The organism is Pandoraea sp. XY-2, from assembly GCF_004193915.1.
Taxonomy (GTDB): domain Bacteria; phylum Pseudomonadota; class Gammaproteobacteria; order Burkholderiales; family Burkholderiaceae; genus Pandoraea; species Pandoraea cepalis.
On sequence record NZ_CP030849.1, the window covers coordinates 4,915,022 to 4,936,218 of the forward strand.

General features: G+C 65.6%; 22 protein-coding genes and 1 pseudogene. 12 read left to right on the forward strand and 11 right to left on the reverse strand.

Features of this window, described 5'->3' with window-relative positions:
• Nucleotides 1-5 precede the first annotated feature (5 nt).
• From fliH to fliR, 11 genes are all read left to right on the forward strand, one after another.
• Entirely contained in the window at nt 6-665 is a 660-nt protein-coding gene (fliH, locus tag DRB87_RS22300; protein ID WP_130027559.1) for a flagellar assembly protein FliH, read from the forward strand.
• Nucleotides 659-2,416, forward strand: coding sequence for a flagellar protein export ATPase FliI (gene fliI, locus DRB87_RS22305; RefSeq protein ID WP_305037078.1), 1,758 nt, complete (start codon nt 659-661; stop codon nt 2,414-2,416). Before fliH ends, fliI begins: the two co-directional genes overlap by 7 nt.
• A 12-nt stretch (nt 2,417-2,428) precedes the next feature.
• Nucleotides 2,429-2,881, forward strand: a complete 453-nt coding sequence (fliJ, locus tag DRB87_RS22310; protein ID WP_017231687.1) for a flagellar export protein FliJ — start codon at nt 2,429-2,431, stop codon at nt 2,879-2,881.
• Between the two features lie 19 nt (nt 2,882-2,900).
• Nucleotides 2,901-4,328 carry a flagellar hook-length control protein FliK gene (locus DRB87_RS22315; protein ID WP_130027560.1) on the forward strand — a complete coding sequence of 476 codons (1,428 nt, stop codon included), beginning with the start codon at nt 2,901-2,903 and terminating at the stop codon, nt 4,326-4,328.
• A 212-nt stretch (nt 4,329-4,540) separates the two neighbouring features.
• Entirely contained in the window at nt 4,541-4,975 is a 435-nt protein-coding gene (fliL, locus tag DRB87_RS22320; protein WP_017233648.1) for a flagellar basal body-associated protein FliL, read from the forward strand.
• Between the two features lie 7 nt (nt 4,976-4,982).
• Entirely contained in the window at nt 4,983-5,981 is a 999-nt protein-coding gene (fliM, locus tag DRB87_RS22325; protein WP_017233647.1) for a flagellar motor switch protein FliM, read from the forward strand.
• Complete coding sequence (gene fliN, locus DRB87_RS22330) at nt 5,981-6,409, forward strand: flagellar motor switch protein FliN (protein WP_017233646.1); 429 nt, start codon at nt 5,981-5,983, stop codon at nt 6,407-6,409. Before fliM ends, fliN begins: the two co-directional genes overlap by 1 nt.
• Nucleotides 6,406-6,897: a flagellar biosynthetic protein FliO gene (gene fliO / locus DRB87_RS22335; protein WP_130027561.1), complete on the forward strand. Its 492-nt coding sequence runs from the start codon at nt 6,406-6,408 to the stop codon at nt 6,895-6,897. Before fliN ends, fliO begins: the two co-directional genes overlap by 4 nt.
• Entirely contained in the window at nt 6,897-7,691 is a 795-nt protein-coding gene (gene fliP / locus DRB87_RS22340) for a flagellar type III secretion system pore protein FliP (protein ID WP_017233645.1), read from the forward strand. Before fliO ends, fliP begins: the two co-directional genes overlap by 1 nt.
• A 14-nt stretch (nt 7,692-7,705) precedes the next feature.
• Entirely contained in the window at nt 7,706-7,975 is a 270-nt protein-coding gene (fliQ, locus tag DRB87_RS22345) for a flagellar biosynthesis protein FliQ (protein WP_026131892.1), read from the forward strand.
• A 12-nt stretch (nt 7,976-7,987) separates the two neighbouring features.
• Entirely contained in the window at nt 7,988-8,779 is a 792-nt protein-coding gene (gene fliR / locus DRB87_RS22350; RefSeq protein WP_017233643.1) for a flagellar biosynthetic protein FliR, read from the forward strand.
• A 126-nt stretch (nt 8,780-8,905) separates the two neighbouring features.
• On the opposite strand, the gene flgL is transcribed toward fliR, so the two are convergent.
• The 11 genes and pseudogenes from flgL to flgB all read right to left on the reverse strand — a co-directional run bounded on the left by flgL (nt 8,906) and on the right by flgB (nt 19,674).
• Entirely contained in the window at nt 8,906-10,123 is a 1,218-nt protein-coding gene (gene flgL, locus DRB87_RS22355; RefSeq protein ID WP_165385392.1) for a flagellar hook-associated protein FlgL, read from the reverse strand.
• Between the two features lie 34 nt (nt 10,124-10,157).
• Complete coding sequence (gene flgK / locus DRB87_RS22360) at nt 10,158-12,146, reverse strand: flagellar hook-associated protein FlgK (RefSeq protein WP_130027563.1); 1,989 nt, start codon at nt 12,144-12,146, stop codon at nt 10,158-10,160.
• A 136-nt stretch (nt 12,147-12,282) separates the two neighbouring features.
• Nucleotides 12,283-13,167, reverse strand: coding sequence for a flagellar assembly peptidoglycan hydrolase FlgJ (gene flgJ, locus DRB87_RS22365; protein WP_130027564.1), 885 nt, complete (start codon nt 13,165-13,167; stop codon nt 12,283-12,285).
• Between the two features lies 1 nt (nt 13,168).
• The gene (locus DRB87_RS22370; RefSeq protein WP_130027565.1) at nt 13,169-14,344 is read right to left on the reverse strand and encodes a flagellar basal body P-ring protein FlgI; all 1,176 of its coding nucleotides are present in this window, start codon (nt 14,342-14,344) and stop codon (nt 13,169-13,171) included.
• A pseudogene (locus tag DRB87_RS22375) lies at nt 14,344-15,056 on the reverse strand (flagellar basal body L-ring protein FlgH). The gene DRB87_RS22370 and the pseudogene DRB87_RS22375 overlap by 1 nt, the downstream one beginning before the upstream one ends.
• Before the next feature lie 39 nt (nt 15,057-15,095).
• Complete coding sequence (gene flgG, locus DRB87_RS22380) at nt 15,096-15,878, reverse strand: flagellar basal-body rod protein FlgG (RefSeq protein ID WP_017233637.1); 783 nt, start codon at nt 15,876-15,878, stop codon at nt 15,096-15,098.
• Nucleotides 15,879-15,945: 67 nt separating this feature from the next.
• Nucleotides 15,946-16,689, reverse strand: coding sequence for a flagellar basal body rod protein FlgF (locus DRB87_RS22385; protein WP_130027566.1), 744 nt, complete (start codon nt 16,687-16,689; stop codon nt 15,946-15,948).
• Between the two features lie 41 nt (nt 16,690-16,730).
• Nucleotides 16,731-17,987 (reverse strand): flagellar hook protein FlgE, encoded by a 1,257-nt coding sequence (gene flgE / locus DRB87_RS22390; RefSeq protein ID WP_130027567.1) that lies wholly within the window; start codon nt 17,985-17,987, stop codon nt 16,731-16,733.
• Between the two features lie 88 nt (nt 17,988-18,075).
• A complete protein-coding gene (gene flgD / locus DRB87_RS22395; protein WP_130027568.1) occupies nt 18,076-18,801 on the reverse strand; it encodes a flagellar hook assembly protein FlgD in 726 nt (241 codons plus the stop codon).
• Between the two features lie 22 nt (nt 18,802-18,823).
• On the reverse strand, nt 18,824-19,228 hold the full coding sequence (flgC, locus tag DRB87_RS22400; protein ID WP_017233633.1) for a flagellar basal body rod protein FlgC: 405 nt from the start codon (nt 19,226-19,228) through the stop codon (nt 18,824-18,826).
• 5 nt (nt 19,229-19,233) lie between these two features.
• Nucleotides 19,234-19,674 (reverse strand): flagellar basal body rod protein FlgB, encoded by a 441-nt coding sequence (flgB, locus tag DRB87_RS22405; protein WP_165385461.1) that lies wholly within the window; start codon nt 19,672-19,674, stop codon nt 19,234-19,236.
• Between the two features lie 399 nt (nt 19,675-20,073).
• Between flgB and flgA the strand changes: the two genes are divergently transcribed.
• Nucleotides 20,074-21,102 carry a flagellar basal body P-ring formation chaperone FlgA gene (gene flgA / locus DRB87_RS22410; protein ID WP_165385393.1) on the forward strand — a complete coding sequence of 343 codons (1,029 nt, stop codon included), beginning with the start codon at nt 20,074-20,076 and terminating at the stop codon, nt 21,100-21,102.
• The last annotated feature ends 95 nt before the right edge of the window (nt 21,103-21,197 follow it).

Genomic DNA, 21,197 nt, shown 5'->3' on the forward strand with positions numbered 1-21,197 from the left:
CGCGCATGTCGACCATCATTCCGAAAGAACGCCTTTCCGCCTGGCAGCGCTGGGAGATGGCGTCGTTCGACCCGCCGCCGCCGCCGTCCCCGCCGCAACCGTTGCCGCCCAACCCGCTCGACGATCCCGCGCTCGCGGAACAGATCGCTGCGTGGCGTGAGGCGGCGCGCGCCGAGGGCCATGCGCAAGGCTACGCCACCGGGCACGCCGAGGGCTACGCCGCCGGGCAGGCTGCTGGACGACAGGAAGTCGACACGCGCGCCGCACAACTCGCCGATATCGCCCATGGGTTCGGCAACGCGGTGAACGCCATCGATCGCGAAGTGGCCGAGCCGCTGCTCGGACTGGCGCTCGACATCGCACGCCAGGCACTGGGCCAGACCCTCACGATTCACCCCGAAACGCTGCTGCCGCTCGTGCGTGAGCTGCTCTCCAACGATCCGCTGACCGGCTCGCCGCGTCTGCTCCTGCATCCCGAAGACGTCGCGCTCGTCGACGCGCATGTGGGCGCGGAACTGCGCGCTGCGGGCTGGACCGTGCGCGCCGACCCCACCATCGAACGCGGCGGCTGCAAGGCCGAAGCCGCGAGCGGCGAAGTCGATGCCACCGTCGCCACGCGCTGGCAGCGTGTGATGGCCGCGCTGGGCAAGGATCTGCCATGGTGAACGCCGACCTCACCCCGCTTTCCGCGCATGCGCCGGTGCTGCCCAGCACCGAGAACACGCACGATGCCGCCACGCCCTCCACGCCCGCCACGCCCACCCCCGCGAACGACGGCACGAAGCCCTCGGTGCGCCTGTGGGATGAAATCGACACTGGCGTCGGCTCGGGCTTCGATACGGCCACACCGACCGCGCAGGCCGGCGCGCTGCAACCCGACGACCTCAACGACCACGCCGATCAAAGCGACCGTCCGGCTCAATGGCGAAGCGCCGACTCCGAACCCGGCAGTCCCGATCCGAGCGTTGCCATCGAATCCGCCGCACCGAAAGCCGCCACGCACGTTCTGGACGCCCGCGAGATCGCCCGCGACTCGCATCTTCGCCGCTGGCAGAACACGCTGCGCGAGCGCATCGCGCACGTTCACGCCGTCGAACCGACGCGCCGCTGCGGCCGCCTCACCCGCGCCGCCGGTCTCGTGCTCGAAGCCGTCGGTCTGCGCCTGCCGGTCGGCGCGGGCTGCCTGATCGAGCTGCCGGTGCACGATGCCTCGCGCGAACCGGCCACGGCCGAAGCGGAAGTCGTCGGCTTCGGTGGCGACCGCCTGTTTCTCATGCCGCAAACGGAGGTCGCCGGCCTGCTGCCGGGCGCTCGCGTGTACCCGATGGAGCCCGCCGCCGACGGTCCGCTGCCGAATCAACGTCACAACGGCAAGCGTCTGCCCGTGGGCGAAGCGCTACTCGGCCGGGTGGTCGACGCCGCCGGCCGTCCGCTCGACGATTTCGGCCCGCTGGGCATGACCGACAGCGCCTCGCTCGCGTCGGTGCCGGTCAATCCGCTGGGTCGCGCGCCCATCGACTCGGTGCTCGACGTGGGGGTGCGCGCCATCAATGCGTTGCTCACCGTCGGGCGCGGCCAACGCATGGGTCTCTTCGCCGGATCGGGCGTCGGCAAGAGCGTGCTGCTGGGGATGATGGCCCGCTTCACGCAGGCCGAAGTCATCGTCGTGGGCCTGATCGGCGAGCGCGGCCGCGAAGTGAAGGACTTCATCGAAAACATTCTCGGGCCGGACGGCCTGGCGCGCTCCGTCGTCGTGGCGGCGCCGGCCGACGTCTCGCCACTGCTGCGCCTGCAAGGCGCGGCGTACGCCACAACGCTGGCCGAGTACTTCCGCGACCAGGGCAAGGACGTGCTGCTGATCATGGACTCGCTCACCCGTTACGCCATGGCCCAGCGCGAAATCGCACTGGCGATCGGTGAGCCGCCGGCCACGAAGGGCTATCCGCCTTCCGTGTTCGCCAAGCTCCCGGCGCTGGTCGAGCGTGCTGGCAACGGTCCGGACGGCGGCGGCTCGATCACCGCGTTCTACACCGTGCTCACCGAGGGCGATGATCAGCAGGATCCGATCGCCGATTCGGCCCGCGCCATTCTCGACGGCCACATCGTGCTCTCGCGTCAATTGGCGGAGTCGGGGCACTATCCGGCGATCGACATCGAACAGTCGATCAGCCGTGCGATGACCGCGCTCATCGACGATGGGCAGTTCGACAAGGTGCGGCGCTTCAAGCAGATGCTCTCGCGCTATCAGCGCAACCGCGACCTCATCAATGTGGGCGCGTACGCGCCGGGCAGCGACCCGATGCTCGATCAGGCGATCGAGCTGTATCCCCGACTCGAAAACTTCCTGCAACAGGGAATGCGCGAGCGGGCCAGTTATCCAGATGCCGTGCACCAGATGCACGGTCTGTTCCACTAACCGGCGGCGGCCATGAATTCCACCCTGCCCCTCAAGCTGCTCATCGAACTCGCCCAGAAGGACGTGGACGAAGCCGCGCGCCTGCTCGGCGAACGCCAGACGCAACGCGCCGAGGTCGAGCGTCAGCTCGAAGCACTGCGCCAATACCGTCACGAGTACCGCACGCGTATGCAGACGGCGACGATTCAGGGCATGGCAGGCTGCGACTGGCGCAACTTCCAGCAATTCATCGATACGCTCGACACGGCCATCGGACAGCAAGCCATGCTGCTCGAGCAAGCCGACGAGCGTCTCGCGGCCGCACGCCGCGAATGGCAGGCGCAGCAGCGCCGCCTGAACTCCTTCGGTACGCTCGCTTCGCGTGAGCAAGCCCGCACTGCGCTGCGTGTCGCGCGCCGCGAGCAGAAGGAAAACGACGAGTACGCCGCGCGCAGCCTGCGCCGTCGTGCCGACTCCCCGATTTGAAGGACCCAAGGCGCTCACTATGTCGATTCTTAGCTTCCTGACCGATTCCGCAGGCGCCGCCCTGCAAGCCGTGACGGGCCACCGCGCCGGATCGTCGAGCAGCGACGACAGCAACGCGCTGCCCTTCTCCGCCGTGCTCTCGCAGCAGACCCGCCAGACTGTTCAGCCCGCCGCGAGCAGCGCGAACAATACGGCCGCGCAAGCGAGTCAGACGAACGCGTCGTCCGGGAACGCCTCGGGCGGCAGCGCAACGCCGACGCAGAACACCGCCGACAACAGCTCGCGAGCCGATCAGGCGAACCAGACCGGGCAAACGGGCCAGACGGGCCAAACGAACGCTTCGACGAAATCCTCGAAATCGACGACGGCCGACAACGACAAGAACGACGCTACCGCCGACGACGCGGCGGCCACAGCGGCGCCCGGCGATCCGGCAGCCGCACTTGCCGTCGCCCTTGCCGCCATGAACAACGCGCCGCTGCCGCCCCAGACCCCTGTCCCGGCCGACGCGGGTTCGGCCGACGCAAAGTCCGGCACCGGCGCAGCCATCGCCGCCGCGGTGAACGGCGCGCTGCAGGCCACCGGCGCCGCGCAACTGACCGGCCAGGCGCCGGCCGACGCCAAGGCCGCGACCCCGACCGCCAACGCGGGCGCACCGGTCAATGGCGCAGCGGCATCGAACACCGACAAGACTGGCGGCCTCCCGCTCGACGCCCTGGCCAGAAACGGTACGACAACGCAGACCAATACGTCCGCACAACCGGCGGCGGCGGATGCCAAGACCGCAGCGACACCGGTCAGTGCAGACGCGCAGGCCCAACGCATGGCCGACGCGCTGGCGCAAGCGCAGGGACATCGCGACACCGCCGCGCAAGCGGCGACAGCCACCGCCACGCAGGCGGCTGCACAGCTCGCGCAAACGGCCGCGCCAGCCCTGGACGCCCAACCGCAGTTGCCGGTCCAGGCCAATCTGCCCGCCGCGCTCGCCCTGAACGCGCGCGTGGGCACGCAGGACTGGAACAACCAGCTCTCGCAGCAAGTGGTGTGGCTCTCGTCCGCGCATGCGCAGACGGCGCAATTGAGCCTGAATCCGCCCGATCTCGGCCCGCTGCACGTGGTGCTGAACGTGGCGAACGACTCGGCGCAGGCGATGTTCGTCTCGCAACACGCCGCCGTGCGAGACGCCGTGCAGGCGGCCTTGCCGCAACTGCGCGAAAGCCTCGCCAACAATGGCATTGCGCTGGGCAACGCCACCGTGAGTAGCGACAGTTCGCAGCAACAGGCCTTTGCCCAGCAAGGGGCGAATGGCAACGGAAGCGGTAATGGAAGCGGCAACGGCAGCGCACGCGGCACCCCGGGCTTCGGCCAGGGCGACGACGCGGCGATCGCCACGACCGTGAGCGTTCCGGTGCGCGTGAGCAACGGTCTCGTCGACACGTTCGCCTGATCTCCCCTCGGGATCCGCGCGACCGGGCGTCGCACCGCCCTAAAGCCAGCCGGTTTTTCTGCCGTTAAGACAAAGACGCGAGTTAGACGCGATTGTCCCTTCTTTTCGGCCGATCACCCGTTGGCGGGTTGGCCGACAATCATTACCCAATAGCAGGCGAACACATGGCAAATCCCGCATCGACGCAAGCCGCGGCTCCCTCCGGAGGGAGCATGCGCAAATGGATTCTGTTGATCGTTGCGGTAGCCCTCATGGCCGCTGCCGGCGCGGCAACGGCCGTGTATTTGCTGACCGGACGCCAGGAAGCCGCGAAGGCGCCACCGCCCCCGCCGCCCCCCGTGTTCGTCAGCATGGACCCGTTCACGGTGAATCTGACGGGCGAAGACGGCGAGCGCTATCTGCATATCGGCCTCTCGCTCAAGGTGGCAGACGCCGAGACGCAAGCCCGCATCACGCAGCACATGCCCGAAGTGCGCAGCCGTGTGTTGCTGCTGTTGTCGTCCAAGCAGCCGCAGGATCTCGCCACGATCGACGGCAAGCGCCGTCTGGCGAGCGAAATCCGCACACTGGTCGCGCAGCCGTTCGCGGCCAACATGCCGCAGCAGGCCGTGGGCGAAGTGCTGTTCACCGCGTTTGTAATTCAGTGAGTGATACATGGCGCATGAGGAGTTCCTGTCGCAGGAAGAGGTCGACGCCCTTCTGAAGGGTGTCACCGGCGAACAGGATGACCGGTCGGAGTCGGAAGAGCATTCCGGCATCCGGCCATACAACATCGCGACGCAAGAGCGTATCGTGCGTGGGCGCATGCCTACACTCGAGATCATCAACGACCGCTTCTCGCGCTTGTTCCGCATTGCCCTGTTCAATTTCATGCGCCGCAGCGCCGAAATCTCGGTCAGCCCGGTGCGCGTGCAGAAGTACAGCGAGTTCATCCGCAACCTGCCGGTTCCGACCAACCTCAATCTGGTCCACATCAAGCCGCTGCGCGGCACGGCGCTGTTCGTGTTCGACCCGAACCTCGTGTTCCTCGTGGTGGACAACCTGTTCGGCGGCGACGGCCGGTTCCACACGCGCGTCGAAGGACGCGACTTCACGCAGACCGAGCAGCGCATCATCGCGCGCCTGCTCGATCTGGTGTTCGAGAACTACGGTGCGTCGTGGAAACCGGTGTATCCGGTCGAGTTCGAGTACGTGCGCGCCGAAATGCACACCCAGTTCGCCAACGTCGCCACGCCTAACGAGGTCGTGGTCACGACCACGTTCGACATCGAGTTCGGCTCGGTCGGCGGCGAATTCCATATCTGCATGCCGTACTCGATGATCGAGCCGATGCGCGACCAGCTCTCGAGCCCCCTGCAAGGCGAGACGCTCGAAGTCGACAAGCGCTGGGTGCGTCTGCTCTCGCAACAGGTGCAAGCGGCCGACGTCGAAATCGTGACCAACCTCGCGCAGTTCGACATGACGCTCTCGCAGTTGCTCAACATGCGCGTGGGCGACGTGATTCCGCTCGACGTGCCCGAGGTGCTCGAGGCCAAGGTCGACGGCGTGCCCGTGATGCAATGCAATTACGGCGTGTTCAACGGTCAATATGCGCTGCGCGTGAACCAGATGATCAACCATTCGCACAGCGATTACACGAAGGACAACGAGTGATGAGCGATACCCCTCAAACGCTTGGTGACGACGCCCAGGCCATGGCGGACGAGTGGGCCAGTGCCATGGCGGAGCAGACGGCGACCGAAGCCGCGGCACCACCGGCCGCCGCCCCCGTGTTTCAGCCCCTGGCGGCCACCGCCGGCAATCCGCCGAACGCGACGCACAACGACATCGACCTGATTCTCGACATCCCAGTCCAGATGACCGTGGAGCTGGGCCGCACGAAGATCGCCATCAAGAACCTGCTGCAACTGGCGCAGGGCTCCGTGGTGGAACTCGACGGCATGGCCGGTGAGCCGATGGACGTGCTGGTCAACGGTTGCCTCATCGCCCAGGGCGAAGTCGTGGTCGTGAACGACAAGTTCGGCATTCGCCTGACTGATATCATCACGCCATCCGAACGCATCAGAAAGCTCAACCGATGAATGCAACAAAAGTCCGCGGCACCCCCGTGGGGCGTGCCGCGGCAGCGGCCGCCCTGTTGGCCTGCCTGACGATCGCCACCGCGCACGCCCAGGGCACGGCCTCGCAGGCCGCGGCCGTACCGAGCCTTGGCGGCGCGGGCATCGTGCAAACGGGGCTGGGCCTCGCGCTGGTGCTGGCGCTGCTCTTCGGGTTGGCCTGGCTTGCCAAGCGTTTCGGGCTGCAACGCCCGCTGGGGGGCGGCAACGTGCGCGTGGTCGGCAGCGCCGCCGTGGGCCAGCGTGAACGCGTGGTCGTGGTCGAGGTCGCGGGCGACTGGATCGTGCTGGGGGTTGCGCCCGGTCAGGTGCGCAGCCTGCATGTGATCGATGCGTATCGTGTCGCCGATATGCCCGCCGCGCCCACCGTTGCCCATCCGGGCGCGCAGGCCAACCGCGCCGCACAAGCGTTTGCGCAAAAATTGCGCGAAACGATGAAAAAGGATTCCTGATGGCGCGCGGTTTGCGGTTGACCGGGCCATCGCCTCGCCAAGCGGGTTGGGCACTCGGCATCACGCTGGGACTGGCGCTCGCCTGCCTCGCCCTGCCGGGCACCGCCCTGGCACAGGCCACGCTGCCCGCGTTCACCACGACCCCGGCGCCCGGCGGCGGACAGACCTACTCGCTGTCCGTGCAGACGATGTTGCTGCTCACATCGCTGGGCTTCCTGCCCGCGATGCTGCTGATGATGACCGCCTTCACGCGCATCATCATCGTGCTCTCGCTGCTGCGCCATGCCATCGGCGTCACCACGTCGCCGCCGAACCAGATTCTGATCGGCCTGGCGCTGTTTCTGACCTTCTTCGTCATGTCGCCGGTGTTCGACAAGGCTTACACCGACGCCTACCAGCCGTTCGCCGCGAACAAGATCAGCTTCGAGCAGGCCATCGACACCGGCGCCAAGCCGTTCCACGCGTTCATGCTCAAGCAGACGCGTGAAGCCGACCTCGCACTCTTCGCCAAGCTCGCCAAGACCCCGCCGATGAACGGCCCCGAAGACGTGCCGATGCGCATTCTCGTACCCGCCTTCGCCACAAGCGAACTGAAGACGGCCTTTCAGATCGGCTTCACGATCTTCATCCCGTTCCTGATCATCGACCTGGTGGTCGCGAGCGTGTTGATGTCGATGGGCATGATGATGGTGTCGCCCTCCACGGTATCGCTGCCGTTCAAGCTGATGCTGTTCGTGGTGGTCGATGGCTGGCAACTGCTGCTGGGCTCGCTCGCCCAGAGCTTCACCATGTAGCGCAGGAACGCGAGATGACCCCGGAAACCGTCATGGCGCTGGCCCATCAGGCAATGCAGGTCACCCTGCTGCTCGCCGCGCCGCTGCTGCTCGTCGCGCTCGTCTCGGGTCTGCTCGTGAGCCTGTTCCAGGCCGCCACGCAGATCAATGAAATGACGCTGTCGTTCATTCCGAAGCTGCTGGCCGTGTTCGCCACCCTGGTGATCGCCGGCCCCTGGATGCTCAACCTGATGGTCGACTACATGCGCCAGTTGCTCACCGGCATTCCCGGCCTCGTCGGGTAAGCCGCGCCCGCGTTGATCAGCTTCACTTACGAACAACTCTCGGGCGTCATTGCGGCGTTCCTGTTTCCATTCGTGCGCCTGCTGGCGCTCTCGATGAGCGCCCCCCTGTTCGGCGACGCCGCCGTGCCCGGCACGGTCAAGATCGGCCTCGCGGGCATTGTCGCGCTGGCGCTCGCCCCGGTGCTCGGCCCCATGCCCGCCGCCTCGCCGTTCTCGTGGGAGGGACTCTGGATTCTCGTGCAGCAGGTGATGATCGGCGCGGCGCTGGGGTGGTGCATGCAGATCGTGTTCTCCGCCATCAGCATGGCGGGCGACTTCGTCGGCTTGCAGATGGGGCTGTCGTTCGCCACGCTGCTCACGCCGAACAGCGACGGCAGCACCGCCGTGCTCGGCATGCTGCTCAATGTCGTGGCCATGCTCGTGTTCCTCGCCACCAATGGGCATCTGGTGATGTTCGCCACGCTGGTGCAGAGCTTCACGGTATTGCCGGTTTCCGCCGTACCGCTCTCCAGCGTGGGCTGGCACTATCTCGCCATGCTGGGCGGCCAGCTCTTCATGCTCGCGCTCATGCTGTCGCTGCCGCTCGTGGCCGCGCTGCTCATCTGCAACCTGGCGCTGGGCATTCTGAATCGCGCGGCGCCGCAGCTCAACATCTTCGCCGTCGGCTTTCCGCTCACGCTGGGCGTGGGGCTGGTGGTGATCGAGCTGATGATGCCGCGTATTGCGCCGGTGATGGACCACTTCATCGCCATCGGCATCGACATGATGATCCGCACGACCGCGGCCTTCGTCCCGAAACCCTGAACACCGCGCGCGAGCGACGTCGCAACGCCCCCAAAATGACATTGGGCCGCCCGGCAATCCCGGGCGGCCCAATGTCTTTCCTGCGGTCCTGACTTGTGCGGCGCGGGCAATGTCCCGCGCAACCGCTCAGAGCAGACTGAACAGCGAGAGCTTCTGCGTCTGCAGGAAGCTCTGCTGCGATGCCTGCAACGCGGCCTGCAACTGCGAGAACTTGGTTACCGATGAGTTCCAGTCCACGTCGAGCAGATCGCCCAACTGCGACTGATAATTCAGCGAATTGGTGTCGCCGATGTTGTTGAGCGCCGAGAGTTCGTTCATGCGGGAGCCCGTAGTCGTGCGAATCGTCGTGACGTTGTCGTATGTGTTGCTGAACATCTGGCCGAACGTGGTCAGCGCGTTGTCCAGGTTCGCCTGGCCCGTGCCGTTCGTGCTGCTGACCGGCGTCTTGAGCGTGTTGATCAGCGCCTGCAGGTTGTCGAACATGTTCGTGCTGCCCATGGTGGCCGGTTGCACGGTGTAGGTGTCGCCCGTGGCCGGCGCGCCGGAGAACGTCACCGCCTTGCCGCCGAACGAGATCGGCTGGCCGGCGGTGTAGACGCCCGTCACGTCCGGCACGGTCGTATCCGTCTGATCCTTGACCGTGTAGTTGGTCGTGGGCGGCGTGGTCGTGTTGTCTATCGCGAAGCTGATCTGATACTGATGGTTCGCGCCCGCCGCTGCCACGTTGGTCGTGGAGACAGTGGAATACGTGGCGGTGCCCTGATTGGCGGCGTTTCCGCTGATCAGCGTGCCCGACGTACCGCTCTGCACACTTTCGAAGACGCTCGATCCCACGTCGTTGATTGCGATCTGACGGTTCGGACTCACCTGCACGTAGCGCACGCCGGAGTCGCCCGTGTATGACGCCCCCGTGGCCGATGTCATGTACGCCGCGGTGTTGCCCTTGAAGCCCGAGAACAGATACTGGCCGTTGGCATCGGTGGTGTTCGCCAGCGAAAGCAATTGCTGAAAGCTCGATTGCAGGTCGCTCGCGATGGTCGATCGGTCCTTGTCGTTGAGCGAGGCGTCGCCCGCCGACACGACTTGCGACATCACGTGCTGCAACGCGTTGATGACGCTGCCGAAGGTCGAGTCCTCGAGCTGCAACTGAGTGTTCGCGGACTGGCGGTTCGCCGCGTACTGCGTGTTCATGGCGTTGTCCTGCGACACGGCCACCGCCTGCGCCGAGGCAATCGGGTCGTCGCTCGGCGTGGTCACGCGCTTGCCCGACGAGAGTTGCGCCTGAACGTTGAGCAGATCGGAGGTGTTCTGGCTCATCGAGCGCATCCCCTGATCGTAAATCATGTTGGTGCTGATCCGCATCGCGATGCCCCTGCGCTTAATTGACGATCTGGAGGATGGTGCTGAACAACGTCGACGCGGTCTGAATCACCTTCGAATTGGCCTGGTAGAGCTGTTGGTACTTGATCAGGTTCGCCGCTTCTTCGTCGAGGTTCACGCCAGAGTTGGACTGCTGTGCCGTCTGCGTCTGTTGCAACAGTGTCTGCTGCGCCGCGCTGGTCGACTTGTAAGTATTCGTGGTCGAGCCGACAAACGAGACCAGGCTCGCGTAGGCGGTCGCATAGCTCTGCGCGCCCCCCACCTTGGTCGTGTCGTTCTGCAGCGCCGACAGCGCCAGACCGTTGCGGTTGTCGGTCACCGCGCCAGACGTATTCGGCGAAATGGTAAACGTGTCGCCATTGGACGGCGTGCCGCTCAGGTTGACCGTCATGCCGCTCATCGTGATCTTCGCCCCCGTGGCGGCGTTGTACGGCACGGTGGCGCCGGCGGCATACGAGGTCGTCACGCCGTTGACCGAAACCGTCATCGGCGACGGGGCGACGAGCGTCAGTGCGCCGGTCACAGGGTCCTTGGTGAACGTGAAGTTGACCGGTGCGCTCAGCACGTTCGACAGATAGTTGGCGTCCACGCTGCCCTGATCGACTTTGAGCGAGCCGCTATTGGTGCTGGGGGTCGAAGCGAGGATCGGCGCGGCCAGGGCGATCTTGCCCGGATCGGTGATGGACACACCGATGTTCTGCGCGGCGTTGCGCGTAGGCTGGATCGCGAAGCTGTCGCCGGCGACCATACCGGAGGTGGTGACCGAGAAGCCGTCGCCGAATGCCGCGCCGCTGGTGTCCTGAAAGTTCAGCGGGGTGCTCGGCGTGGCGGGCGCCCCCGCCGTCCACTTGGCACCGTCGCTCTGGCGCGTGAGTGTATAGGTGGTGCCGTCGAAGCTCACCGAGTAGTCGCTTGCGGTCACCTTCGAGGCGTCGGTGATGCCGGCGTTGAGCGTGGCCGCGTTCGAATTGCCGGTATTCGCGATGATCGTCGGATTGGGCACCGTGAAGAAGTTGCCGCCCATCTGACCGTAAAGATCCATCCCCAACTGGTTCTGCGCGTTGAACGTGCCGGCCAGCGACATGGCGATCTGGCCGAGCGAGTTTTGCGCCTGCGTGAGCGCGCCGCTGCGGAACGACAACAGGCCGGCGAGCGAGCCGCCGCTGATCGACGACTCCGGAATCGCGACCTTCGTGCCGTTGCCGGAGACGTAGGCCACGGTCATTTGCGACGGATCGCTGGTCGAAGGCACCGTCGTCATCTGATAGGCCGAGTTGCCCGATACCAGCGACTGGCCATTGCCGACGAAGACGTTGTACGACCCGTTGGTGTCCTTGACGACGTTCGTCTGCACGATGGCGTTCAGGCTTGCGACGGCCTGATCGCGCTGGTCGAGCAAGTCGTTCGGCATCGTATGGGTGCCATTGCCCTGCGCCTGCAGAATCGCGTCGTTAAGGCTGGCGATCTGCTTGGCGTAGGTGTTGATCTGCGTGGTCGCCTGGGTGATGTTGCCGTTCACGGCGGTGCGCAGCGACGACAGCGTGCCCGAGAGCGACTGGAACATGCTCGTGAGGGTCTGCGCCGACGAAATCACCGTCGCCCGCGTGGCCGAGTTGTTCGGCGCGGTCACGATCGTCTGCAGGTTCGTGAAGAACGTGGACATCGAGGCCGACAGGCCGGTCGTGGAGCTACCCAGCGCATTGTTGATCTGCGAGATCTGCTGGTAGTAGGTGTTGAGCTGGCTGTACTGTGTCTGCGCCTGGTTGACCTGGTTCGACAGGAACTGGTCATACACGCGCGACACATCGCTCACCAGCACGCCCTGGCCGATGTAGCCCACACCGGCGAACTGGCTGTCCGCCTGGGTGTAGTCGACAACCTGGCGGTTGTATCCGGCCGTCCCCGAGTTGGAGATGTTGTTGCCGGTGGTGTTCAGGGCGAACTGGGAGGCGTTCAGCCCGCTCATGCCAATATTGATTAGGCTCATGATCTCGCGGCTTGAAGGGAGGGTGCGCCCCACGGCGGAAAGCCCGTTCGCGCACCGTTACCCATGTGTTTACGGCAGCCCGCCGGCAAAATTGAGGCCGACGCGCCCGAGGATGTCCCGTCGACGCCCGCGCCGGTCAGGCGAAGTGCTTCATGATCTTCATCAGTTTGCTGGCGTACTGCGGATCGGTCGCATAGCCCGCGCGCTGAAGATTGGTGGCGAAGCTCGCGGCGTCGTTGGCGCTCGCCACGACCGACGCGTAGCGCGGATTGTTCGAAATCAGGTTGGCGTAGTCGGCGAACGCCTCGTCATACGAGCGATAGGCGCGGAACTTGGCCATCACCTTGCGCGGCTGGCCGTTCACATACTCGGTCGTGGCGACCTCCACCGTCGGACCGGTCCAGTGCTTGCCCGCCTTGATGCCGAAGACGTTGAAGCTCGTGCTGCCGTCGCTGCGACGGATCTCGCGCTTGCCCCAGCCGGATTCGAGCGCCGCCTGGCCGAGCATGAAGCGCGCCGGAATACCGCTGCTGGCGCTGGCGCTCTGGGCGGCCGTGGCCATGCGCTCGACGAAATCGCCCGCAGCGGCGGGAGCCCCTTCGGCCACGCCGATGGCATCCGCGGCGTTGTAGGCGCGGCCCTGCAGCGGCTGCTGGCGCCCCATCGCCGCGGGTGGCAGCGTGGTGCCGGTCTGGGCAAGCTGCTTGAGCATCAGGTCGGCCAAGCCGATGCCCTTGTTCGACGTGAGCTGCTGCGCGAGCTGGCTGTCGAGCATGCCGGTGAACATCTTTTCCTGATCGCTGCCGAGCAGGCCGCCGGACATCGTGGCGTCGCGCATGCTCTTCATCATCATCTGCGTGAACACCGCCTCGAACTGCTTGGCCGCCTGCTGCGTGGCCTGCGGCGTTTGCTGGTGCGCGGCCGCACGCAAGGCCGAGAGGCCCTGCATGTCGTAAGTGGCGCGTTGCGTCAGGTCGGGCAAGGCATTGCCCGCGCCCGTGAGTCGAGAGCCGTCGGCCATATCAGATGATCTCCAGATCGGCGCGCAGCGCGCCCGCGGCCTTCATGGCCTGCAGAATCGACATCAGGTCGGCCGGGGTTGCGCCGAGCGAGTTGAGCGCCTTGACGACGTCGGCCAGGTTCGCGCCCGCCTTGAGCATCCTGAGCGCGTTGTTCTCCTGTTGAACGGAGATTTGCGAATTCGGCGCCACCACCGTCTGACCGCCCGAGAATGGCGCGGGCTGGCTCACGTTGTTTTGCGTGTCGATGACGACCGACAGATTGCCGTGGGCGATCGCGCACTGCTGGATCGTCACGTTCTGGTTCATCACGACGGAACCGGTGCGCGCGTTGATGATCACGCGCGCGGCCGTGTTGTCGGGGTGCACGTCCACACTTTCGAGCTGGGCGAGGAACTGCACACGGCCCGACGGATCGCTCGGCGTGCGCAACAGAATCACGCGGCCGTCCAGCGCCTGCGCGGTGCCGTAGCCGAAGCGGCGGTTCACGGCATCGACCACGCGTTGCGCGGTCGAGAAATCGGTCACGTTCAATTCCATCTGCACCGTGCCCTGTTGACCGCCCATCGCGGTCGGCACGGCGCGCTCGACGATGGCGCCGCTCGGAATCCGGCCCGAGGCCAACTGGTTGACCGTCACGCTCGACCCATTGGCCGACGCGCCCGCGCCGCCCACGAGCAGGTTGCCCTGCGCCAGCGCGTAGACCTGCCCGTCCGGCCCCTTGAGGGGGGTCATGAGCAACGTGCCACCCCGCAGGCTCTTGGCATTGCCCATCGAGGAGACCACCACGTCGATGGCCTGCCCGGGACGCGTGAACGCGGGCAGCGTGGCCGTCACCATCACCGCGGCCACGTTCTTCAACTGCATGTTGGTGCCTGGCGCGACGGTAATGCCCAACTGCGAGAGCATGTTGGTCATGCTCTGCACGGTAAACGGGGTTTGCGTGGTCTGGTCGCCTGAATTGTCGAGGCCCGCGACCAGACCGTAGCCGATCAGCTGGTTGTCGCGCACGCCCTGAATCGAGGCCAGCTCCTTGAGACGTTCGGCGCGAGCCACGCCCGGACACAGCAGCATGGCGGCCGCGCCCGCCACGACCAGCGTGGTGACAAAGCGGTGAAGGCCCTGGCGAAAGTGGCGCAAGGACGGCGCGCGGCGCGACGGGGACGGCATGATCGACATCAGAATGGCGAAATATTAAGGAAGAAGCGCTGCAGCCAGCCCATGGTTTCGGCTTCGTTGATGTAGCCCTTGCCACGGTATTCGATGCGCGCATCGGCCACCTGCGTCGAAGGCACGGTATTCGCGCCCGAGATCGTCTGTGGGCTGACCACGCCCGAGAACTTGATGTACTCCGTGCCCTGGTTGATCGCGATCTGCTTCTCGCCGGCCACCGCCAGGTTGCCGTTCGAAAGCACTTCCATCACGGTCACGGTGATCTGGCCCGAGAACACGTTGTTCGCATTGGCCGCGCCCTTGGCGTCGAACTTGTTGCCACCGCTCGCGTTCAGGCCCTGATTGTTGAGCACGCCACCGATCACCCCAGGCACCTGGGTGAGCGTGAGCGAACCGCTGCCCGCGCGGGTGGTGTTGGCCGCCGAGTTCTTGCTCGCCGCCGTGTTTTCGTTGATGACGATCGTGAGAATGTCGCCGACGTTGCGCGGACGACGGTCTTCGAACAGCGGACGGTTCGAGTAAAGCGGGCGGTAGATCGACCCTTCAGGATCGGCCGACATCGGCGGGGCGGCGGGCGCGTGGTCGTCGGCCCGTTCACTACCGGTTCCTGTGGGATGTAAGCGCAGCCCGCCAGACCGCTCAACGCGGCGACGGCCGCCAGCGCCAGAAACCGGGCGAGGCCTGCGCCGCGATGCTTAACGGTCGTTTGAGCTGACATTTCGACGTTCATTCTTTGGGGCTTTCTGCGGCGCACCGCTTACATCTGCGTCAGGCGCTGCAGCATCTGGTCGGATGCCGTGACCGCCTTCGAATTGATTTCATAGGCGCGCTGCGCCTGAATCATGTTCACCAGCTCTTCGACCACGTTCACGTTCGACGTTTCGACGTAGTTCTGGTTGAGCACGCCCGCGCCGTTGGTGCCCGGCTGTGCGACGTTCGGCGCGCCGGAGGCGGCCGTCTCGGCGTACAGGTTCTCGCCCAGGCTTTGCAAACCGGCGTTGTTGATGAACGTGGCGAGCTGGAACGTACCGATCTGCACGTTGGCCGTGTTGCCCGGCTGCGTGACCGAGACCGTACCGTCGCGCGCGATGGTCAGCGAGAGCGCGTTCGCCGGAATCGTGATGGCCGGCTGCACCGGATAGCCCGACGCCGTCACGAGCTGGCCGTTGTTGTCGACCTGGAACGAGCCGTCGCGCGTGTAGGCGGTCGTGCCGTCCGGCATGAGCACCTGGAAGAAACCGTCGCCGTTGATGGCGACGTCCTTGGCGTTGCTCGTCTGCGTCAGGTTGCCCTGCGTGAAGATGCGCTCGGTCGCGGCCGGGCGCACACCCGTGCCCAATTGCAGGCCCGACGGCAGCAACGTCTGCTGCGACGACTGGGCGCCGGGCTGGCGCAGCGTCTGGTACAGCAGATCCTCGAACACCGCACGGCCCTTCTTGAAGCCGTTCGTGCTGGTGTTGGCGAGGTTGTTCGAAATCACGTCCATGTTCGTCTGCTGGGCGTTCATGCCGGTAGCAGCGATGTAGAGCGAACGGATCATGTGGTGTTTCTCCCCGTGTACGGTCGCGGCGCGCGGGTCCCCTCGGATCCGGCGCGCCACACGGCCGTTAGCTGAAGTTCAGCAACTGGTTGGCGGATTGTTCGTTGGTGTCGGCCGTCTGCAGCATCTTCATCTGCATCTCGAAGGCCCGCGACTGCGAAATCATGTTCACCAGGCCAGTGACCGGATTGACGTTGCTGTTCTCGATCGCTCCCGCCACGACGACGACGTTCGGATCGACCTGCGCCGGCGCGTTGTTCGCCGTGCGGAACAGCCCGTCGTCGCCTCGCACCAGATTGTTCTCGGGCGGATTGACCAACTTCAGTTGGCCCATCACGGCAATGGAGTTGGGCGGATCGCCCTGCCCCAGCGCCGAGATCGTGCCGTCGGTGCCGATGCTCACCGCCGCGCCCGGCGGCACGGCGGCCGGCCCGGCGTCGGTCATGACCGGCAGCCCGTGCAGCGTGAGTTGCCCGTCGGCCGTCATCTCGAGGTTGCCGCCGCGCGTGTAGGCTTCGCGGCCCTGCGCATCGCGCACGGCGAGCCAGCCCTGACCCTGGATGGCCACGTCGAGCGGGCGGCCCGTTTGCTGCATCGCGCCGGGCGTGAAGTCGGTACCCGGCGTGGACGTGGCGACAAAGGTCCGCGTGCCGGTCGTGCCGTCTGGCGCGCGCACCGGCGCCTGACGAAACGCCGCGAGCTGGGCGCGAAAGCCCGGCGTCGAGACGTTCGCGAGATTGTTGGCGGTGGTCGACTGCTGCTCCATCGCCTGCTTCGCGCCAGTCATGGCGATATAGATCAGACGATCCATCGACGGCCCCCGTGCAAGTTATGCATGTCCTCGGTTCCGCCTTACAGGTTGACCATGGTCTGCATCAACTGGTCTTCCGTCTTGATCGTCTGCGCGCTGGCCTGGTAGTTGCGCTGCGCGGTGATCATGTGAACCAGTTCCGCCGTCAGGTCGACGTTCGACGCTTCGACGGCGCCCGACTGCAGCTTGCCGAGGTTGGTGCCGCCCGGCACGCCGACGATCGGAATGCCCGACGCGGCCGACTCTTGCCAGAGGTTGTTGCCCTGCGGGATCAGCCCCTGCACGTTGTTGAAGTTCGCCAACGCCACCTGTCCCAGCGCCATCGACTGGGTGTTCGAGTACGTGCCGACGATCGTGCCGTCGGCGCTGAACGTGAACCCGGTCAGTCGGCCCGACGTGTAGCCGTTCTGCGTCAGGTTGTTCGGCGAGTAGGTGTTTCCGTATTGCGTGGTGCCCGACATGTCGAGCGTCATGCTGGCGCTCGACGCACCGTTACCGTAGTTGATCGTCGGCAGCGTGATCGGGCCCGTCACGGCGGCGCCGGTCGAGTCGGTCTGCGACACGAGGCTGCCGGCCGAGTTGAACGTCAGCGTGCCGATCGGACCGGCACCCACCTGGGTCGTGCCGTCGGTCGAAGCGTACACCGACCACGTGGCATTGTTGGTCACGGCGTTCACGCTCGACTTCACGAAGTACAGGTTCACGTCGTGGGAATTGCCCAGCGAGTCGTAGACCTTGAGCGACGTGGCGTTCGTGTATGAGTTCGGGTCGGTAATCGAGAACGCCGTCGTATTGACAGCGCTGCGCGAGTCGAGGTTGAACTGAGCGGTGATCTTGGATGTGGCCGTCGGCGACAGGTCGCCCGTCGGGATGCGCAGATCGACCGGCGAGACGCTGTTGATGATGCCGGTCGGGCCGGCCAGATAGCCGGTCAAGCGGTCGCCGTTGGTGTCGACGATGTAGCCGTTCTTGTCGAGTGAAAACTGACCGTTGCGCGTGTAGGCAATGGCGCCATTGTTCGACATGCGGAAGAAGCCGTTACCCGACACGGCCAGATCGAGCTGACGATTCGTGACGGTGATGTCGCCCTGCGTGAACTGCTGGGCAATGCCCGCCACACGCGTGCCGATGCCCACCGTGTTGTTGCCCGCGCCGTACAGCGAGTTGGCGTAGATGTCGGCAAACTGTGCCTCACCCTGCTTGAAACCGACGGTGGCCGCGTTGGCAACGTTGTTGCCGATGACGTCCAGGTCTTTGGAGGCGGCGTTCAGGCCGCTCAGTCCGGTCGAAAAGGCCATGTGGATACTCCTGAAATTCGGTGGTCGACGACGTCTGTCGCAATGGAAACGGTTAAAGGCTTAAGCCGTGCGGGGTCGATGGGGCCAGTTACAGGATTTCGCGCACATCGGAGAGCTTGACGTTCGAGCCCGTCCCCACGTTGAGCAGCGGCGCGCCGGTCGTGCTGGCCACCACGCTTTGCACCTGCGCGTACGAGAGCAGCGTCGGCGTCACGGCCTTGCCGTTAGCCGCGGCAGTCACCGCGACCGTGTACTTGCCATCGGCCACGGCGGTGCCCGCGTCATCCTTGGCGTCCCACGTAAGGGCCTGCACGCCAGCGTCGAGCGCGCCCGCGTTGACCGTACGTACGACCTTGCCCGTGCTGTCCTTGATCTGGATCGTCACCGTGTCGGCGTCGCTCGGCAGTTCGAAGCCGAACGGGGTGGCGGTCTTCGTGACCGTGCCGTCCGTGGCCGTGGTGCTGCCTACCCCGACGCTGCTGCCCGGAATCAGCACGCCCTTGCCCACGAGCGCCGAGGCTTGCAGGCTTTGCGTCGAGTTGAGCTGCGAGGTCACCGAAGAGAGCGTGGTATTCAACTGGGTGATGCCCGAGACCGTGCTGATCTGCGCGAGCTGCGAAGTCACCTGCGAGTTGTCCATCGGATTGAGCGGATCCTGATTGTTCATCTGCGCAACGAGCAGCTTCAGGAAACTGCCTTGCAGGTCGTTTGCGCTCCCGGCGGACGAACTGGAGCTGCTGCTGGCGGTGCCGTTGATCGAGTCGAGGAACGTCTGGGATAAGTTCGCGGCGTTCGACGTATTGATACTTGCCATCTTCTGGTCTCCGCGCGGCCCCTTACTGGCCGACCGTGAGGGTTTTGAGCATCAGCGTCTTGGCGGTGTTGAGCGCCTCGACGTTGGCCTGATAAGAGCGGGAAGCGGAGATCATGTTGACCATCTCCTCCACCGGATTCACGTTGGGCATGGTGACGTAGCCCTGGGCATTGGCCGCTGGGTTCTTCGGGTCGTACACCGTCTTGAGCGGCGACGAATCCTCGACCACGCCGGCCACTTTCACGCCGCCGACGTTGCTGCCCTCGACCGGGTTGACCTGGAACACGACCTGCTTGGCGCGATACGGCTGACCGTCCGGCCCCGTCACCGACTCGGCGTTGGCGAGATTGCTCGCCGTCACGTTCATGCGCTGCGACTGCGCAGTCATGGCCGATCCGGCGACATCGAAGATGCTCATCAGCGGCATGGCGCTTACCCTTGACTTGTAATGGCGGCCAGCATCGTCTTGATCTGGCTGGACAGGACCGTGAGGCCCGTTTGGTAATGCACGGCGTTGTCGGCGAAGTTCACACGCTCGGCATCGAGTTCGACGGTGTTGCCGTCGATACTTTGTTGGTACGGCACGCGATACAGCAGCTCGGGACCGCCCATCGGCGGGGCCATGCTCACGCCGCGCCCGGCGATGTGGCGCGACGAGGTGCGCGAGAGCGAAACACTCGATTCGGCCGCCAGTTGTTGCTGTGCGCCGCGCTCGACCGCCTGGTTCAACGCGTTGTTGAAATCGACATCGCGCGCCTTGTATCCCGGCGTGTCCGCGTTGGCGATGTTCGACGAGATCACCTCCTGGCGGTAGGCGCGCATGGCCAGCGCCTGCTGAGAAAATCGCAATGCCGCGTCCAGTTTGTCCATGATCTCGTCTCGCCCGATGCTTGCCTTGATGCGGGTAGTGCACAAGAAGCCTGGCCGTCTCGTCACCAGGGGACGTCCGCTCAGCACTGATGGCGGGTCTCGCAGCGGTTCGCAGACGGCATGTCCTGCCGGGGTCCGGAAAAAGCGCGGACCTTTTGGCATGCTTTGCATCGTATGCGTACCCCTCGGGATTCAATCGGGGAATAGGCAGGACATTGACCGCCATTTCGGGCCATGCCCCGGTTGGCGACATCTCTAGAATGGCTTCCTGACGGCATCGGGCGGGGTTCGCCCCCCAGGCATCGGAACGCTGCCCGGTGCCGTCGGCTTCACGGCGCGGCGCAGGGCGTGCGCCAGCCACCCGGCACACCGCTCGGGTGCCGCGTACGAAGGAGAGTGAGCATGGCAGGCAAATTCGGCGGCGGTCTCGCCAGTGCCCCTCGCGCGCGCAGCGCGCTGCGGCAGGGCGTTCGCACGTGCGTGCGATCCGGCCTGCTCGCCGTCGCCCTGAGTCTGACGAGTCTCGCTTTACCGGGTCTTGCGCGGGCTGCCTCGCCTGCCGCAGGTGTCGCCACCGACCCGGCCGCGCAGCATCTGGGCAACACACTCGGCCCCGGCGCCGTGGTCATTCCCGGCAACAATGCCGCAGCGGGCGGTATCGCCTCGAACGTGTCGAATGTGTCGAACGCGGCCCGGAATGTGGCGGCGACGGTCACAACGGCGAATGCCAATTCGAATGTCGGGGTGGCGGCCGCGGCGCAAGTCCCCGAGGCCGCCGGCGCCGCCGTTCAGTCCCAGTTCCAGAACACCGAAGTCATCCGTCAGACGGCCGAACGTTTCCTGCGCGAGCAGACGACAGGGTTGCCGGGACGTGTGAGCTTGACGGTGGGTGACGCCGTTTCAAATCGGATGCCGGCCTGCGCCGCCCTCGAACCCTTTCTGCCGCCGGGCGCGCGCCTGTGGGGGTCGACGACCGTCGGCGTGCGCTGCGCGGGCGAGCGTCCCTGGACGCTCTACCTTCAGGCCCGCGTGAGCATCACCGCCACGTATTTCGTTGCCGCGCGTCAGATCAACCCGGGCGAAGCCATCGGGCCAAACGATCTGTCACCGCGTCAGGGCGATCTCACCTTGCTGCCGCGCACGGTGGCGACCGATGCCGGTCAGATCATCGGCACGGTGGCGGTGAACCGGATCACGTCTGGCCTGCCGATCCGTTCGGATCTGCTGCGCAGCGCGATCGCCGTCCAGCAGGGACAAACCGTGCGCGTCGTCTCGCGCGGCTCGGGCTTCGAGGTGAGTACCGAAGGACAGGTGCTGTCGCGTGCCAGCGCCGGCGATCCCGTTCAGGTGCGCACCCGCGCCGGTCAGCTCGTCAGTGGGACCGTCAAGACCGGCAAGAATGGGAGCGTTGAAGTGGAAGTTGCCCTGTAAGCAAACACTCACTACGGGTTAGAATTCACTGAAATCGGTCGGTCGCAGGATCGGGTAACAGGATGTAACTTACCTAAAGTTGCGCCCGGCGATGC

What these genes read in the sequence shown, in the direction of transcription:
- flgJ (WP_130027564.1), bottom strand. Translation starts at nt 13,167, where the DNA reads ATGGCCGACGGCTCTCGACTCACGGGCGCGGGCAATGCCTTGCCCGAC.
- fliM (WP_017233647.1), top strand. Translation starts at nt 4,983, where the DNA reads ATGGCGCATGAGGAGTTCCTGTCGCAGGAAGAGGTCGACGCCCTTCTG.
- DRB87_RS22370 (WP_130027565.1), bottom strand. Translation starts at nt 14,344, where the DNA reads ATGTCGATCATGCCGTCCCCGTCGCGCCGCGCGCCGTCCTTGCGCCAC.
- flgG (WP_017233637.1), bottom strand. Translation starts at nt 15,878, where the DNA reads ATGATCCGTTCGCTCTACATCGCTGCTACCGGCATGAACGCCCAGCAG.
- fliI (WP_305037078.1), top strand. Translation starts at nt 659, where the DNA reads ATGGTGAACGCCGACCTCACCCCGCTTTCCGCGCATGCGCCGGTGCTG.
- fliP (WP_017233645.1), top strand. Translation starts at nt 6,897, where the DNA reads ATGGCGCGCGGTTTGCGGTTGACCGGGCCATCGCCTCGCCAAGCGGGT.
- flgD (WP_130027568.1), bottom strand. Translation starts at nt 18,801, where the DNA reads ATGGCAAGTATCAATACGTCGAACGCCGCGAACTTATCCCAGACGTTC.
- fliN (WP_017233646.1), top strand. Translation starts at nt 5,981, where the DNA reads ATGAGCGATACCCCTCAAACGCTTGGTGACGACGCCCAGGCCATGGCG.
- fliJ (WP_017231687.1), top strand. Translation starts at nt 2,429, where the DNA reads ATGAATTCCACCCTGCCCCTCAAGCTGCTCATCGAACTCGCCCAGAAG.
- fliL (WP_017233648.1), top strand. Translation starts at nt 4,541, where the DNA reads ATGCGCAAATGGATTCTGTTGATCGTTGCGGTAGCCCTCATGGCCGCT.
- flgL (WP_165385392.1), bottom strand. Translation starts at nt 10,123, where the DNA reads ATGATTTACGATCAGGGGATGCGCTCGATGAGCCAGAACACCTCCGAT.
- flgK (WP_130027563.1), bottom strand. Translation starts at nt 12,146, where the DNA reads ATGAGCCTAATCAATATTGGCATGAGCGGGCTGAACGCCTCCCAGTTC.
- DRB87_RS22385 (WP_130027566.1), bottom strand. Translation starts at nt 16,689, where the DNA reads ATGGATCGTCTGATCTATATCGCCATGACTGGCGCGAAGCAGGCGATG.
- flgE (WP_130027567.1), bottom strand. Translation starts at nt 17,987, where the DNA reads ATGGCCTTTTCGACCGGACTGAGCGGCCTGAACGCCGCCTCCAAAGAC.
- fliQ (WP_026131892.1), top strand. Translation starts at nt 7,706, where the DNA reads ATGACCCCGGAAACCGTCATGGCGCTGGCCCATCAGGCAATGCAGGTC.
- fliH (WP_130027559.1), top strand. Translation starts at nt 6, where the DNA reads ATGTCGACCATCATTCCGAAAGAACGCCTTTCCGCCTGGCAGCGCTGG.
- fliO (WP_130027561.1), top strand. Translation starts at nt 6,406, where the DNA reads ATGAATGCAACAAAAGTCCGCGGCACCCCCGTGGGGCGTGCCGCGGCA.
- flgC (WP_017233633.1), bottom strand. Translation starts at nt 19,228, where the DNA reads ATGCCGCTGATGAGCATCTTCGATGTCGCCGGATCGGCCATGACTGCG.
- DRB87_RS22315 (WP_130027560.1), top strand. Translation starts at nt 2,901, where the DNA reads ATGTCGATTCTTAGCTTCCTGACCGATTCCGCAGGCGCCGCCCTGCAA.
- flgA (WP_165385393.1), top strand. Translation starts at nt 20,074, where the DNA reads ATGGCAGGCAAATTCGGCGGCGGTCTCGCCAGTGCCCCTCGCGCGCGC.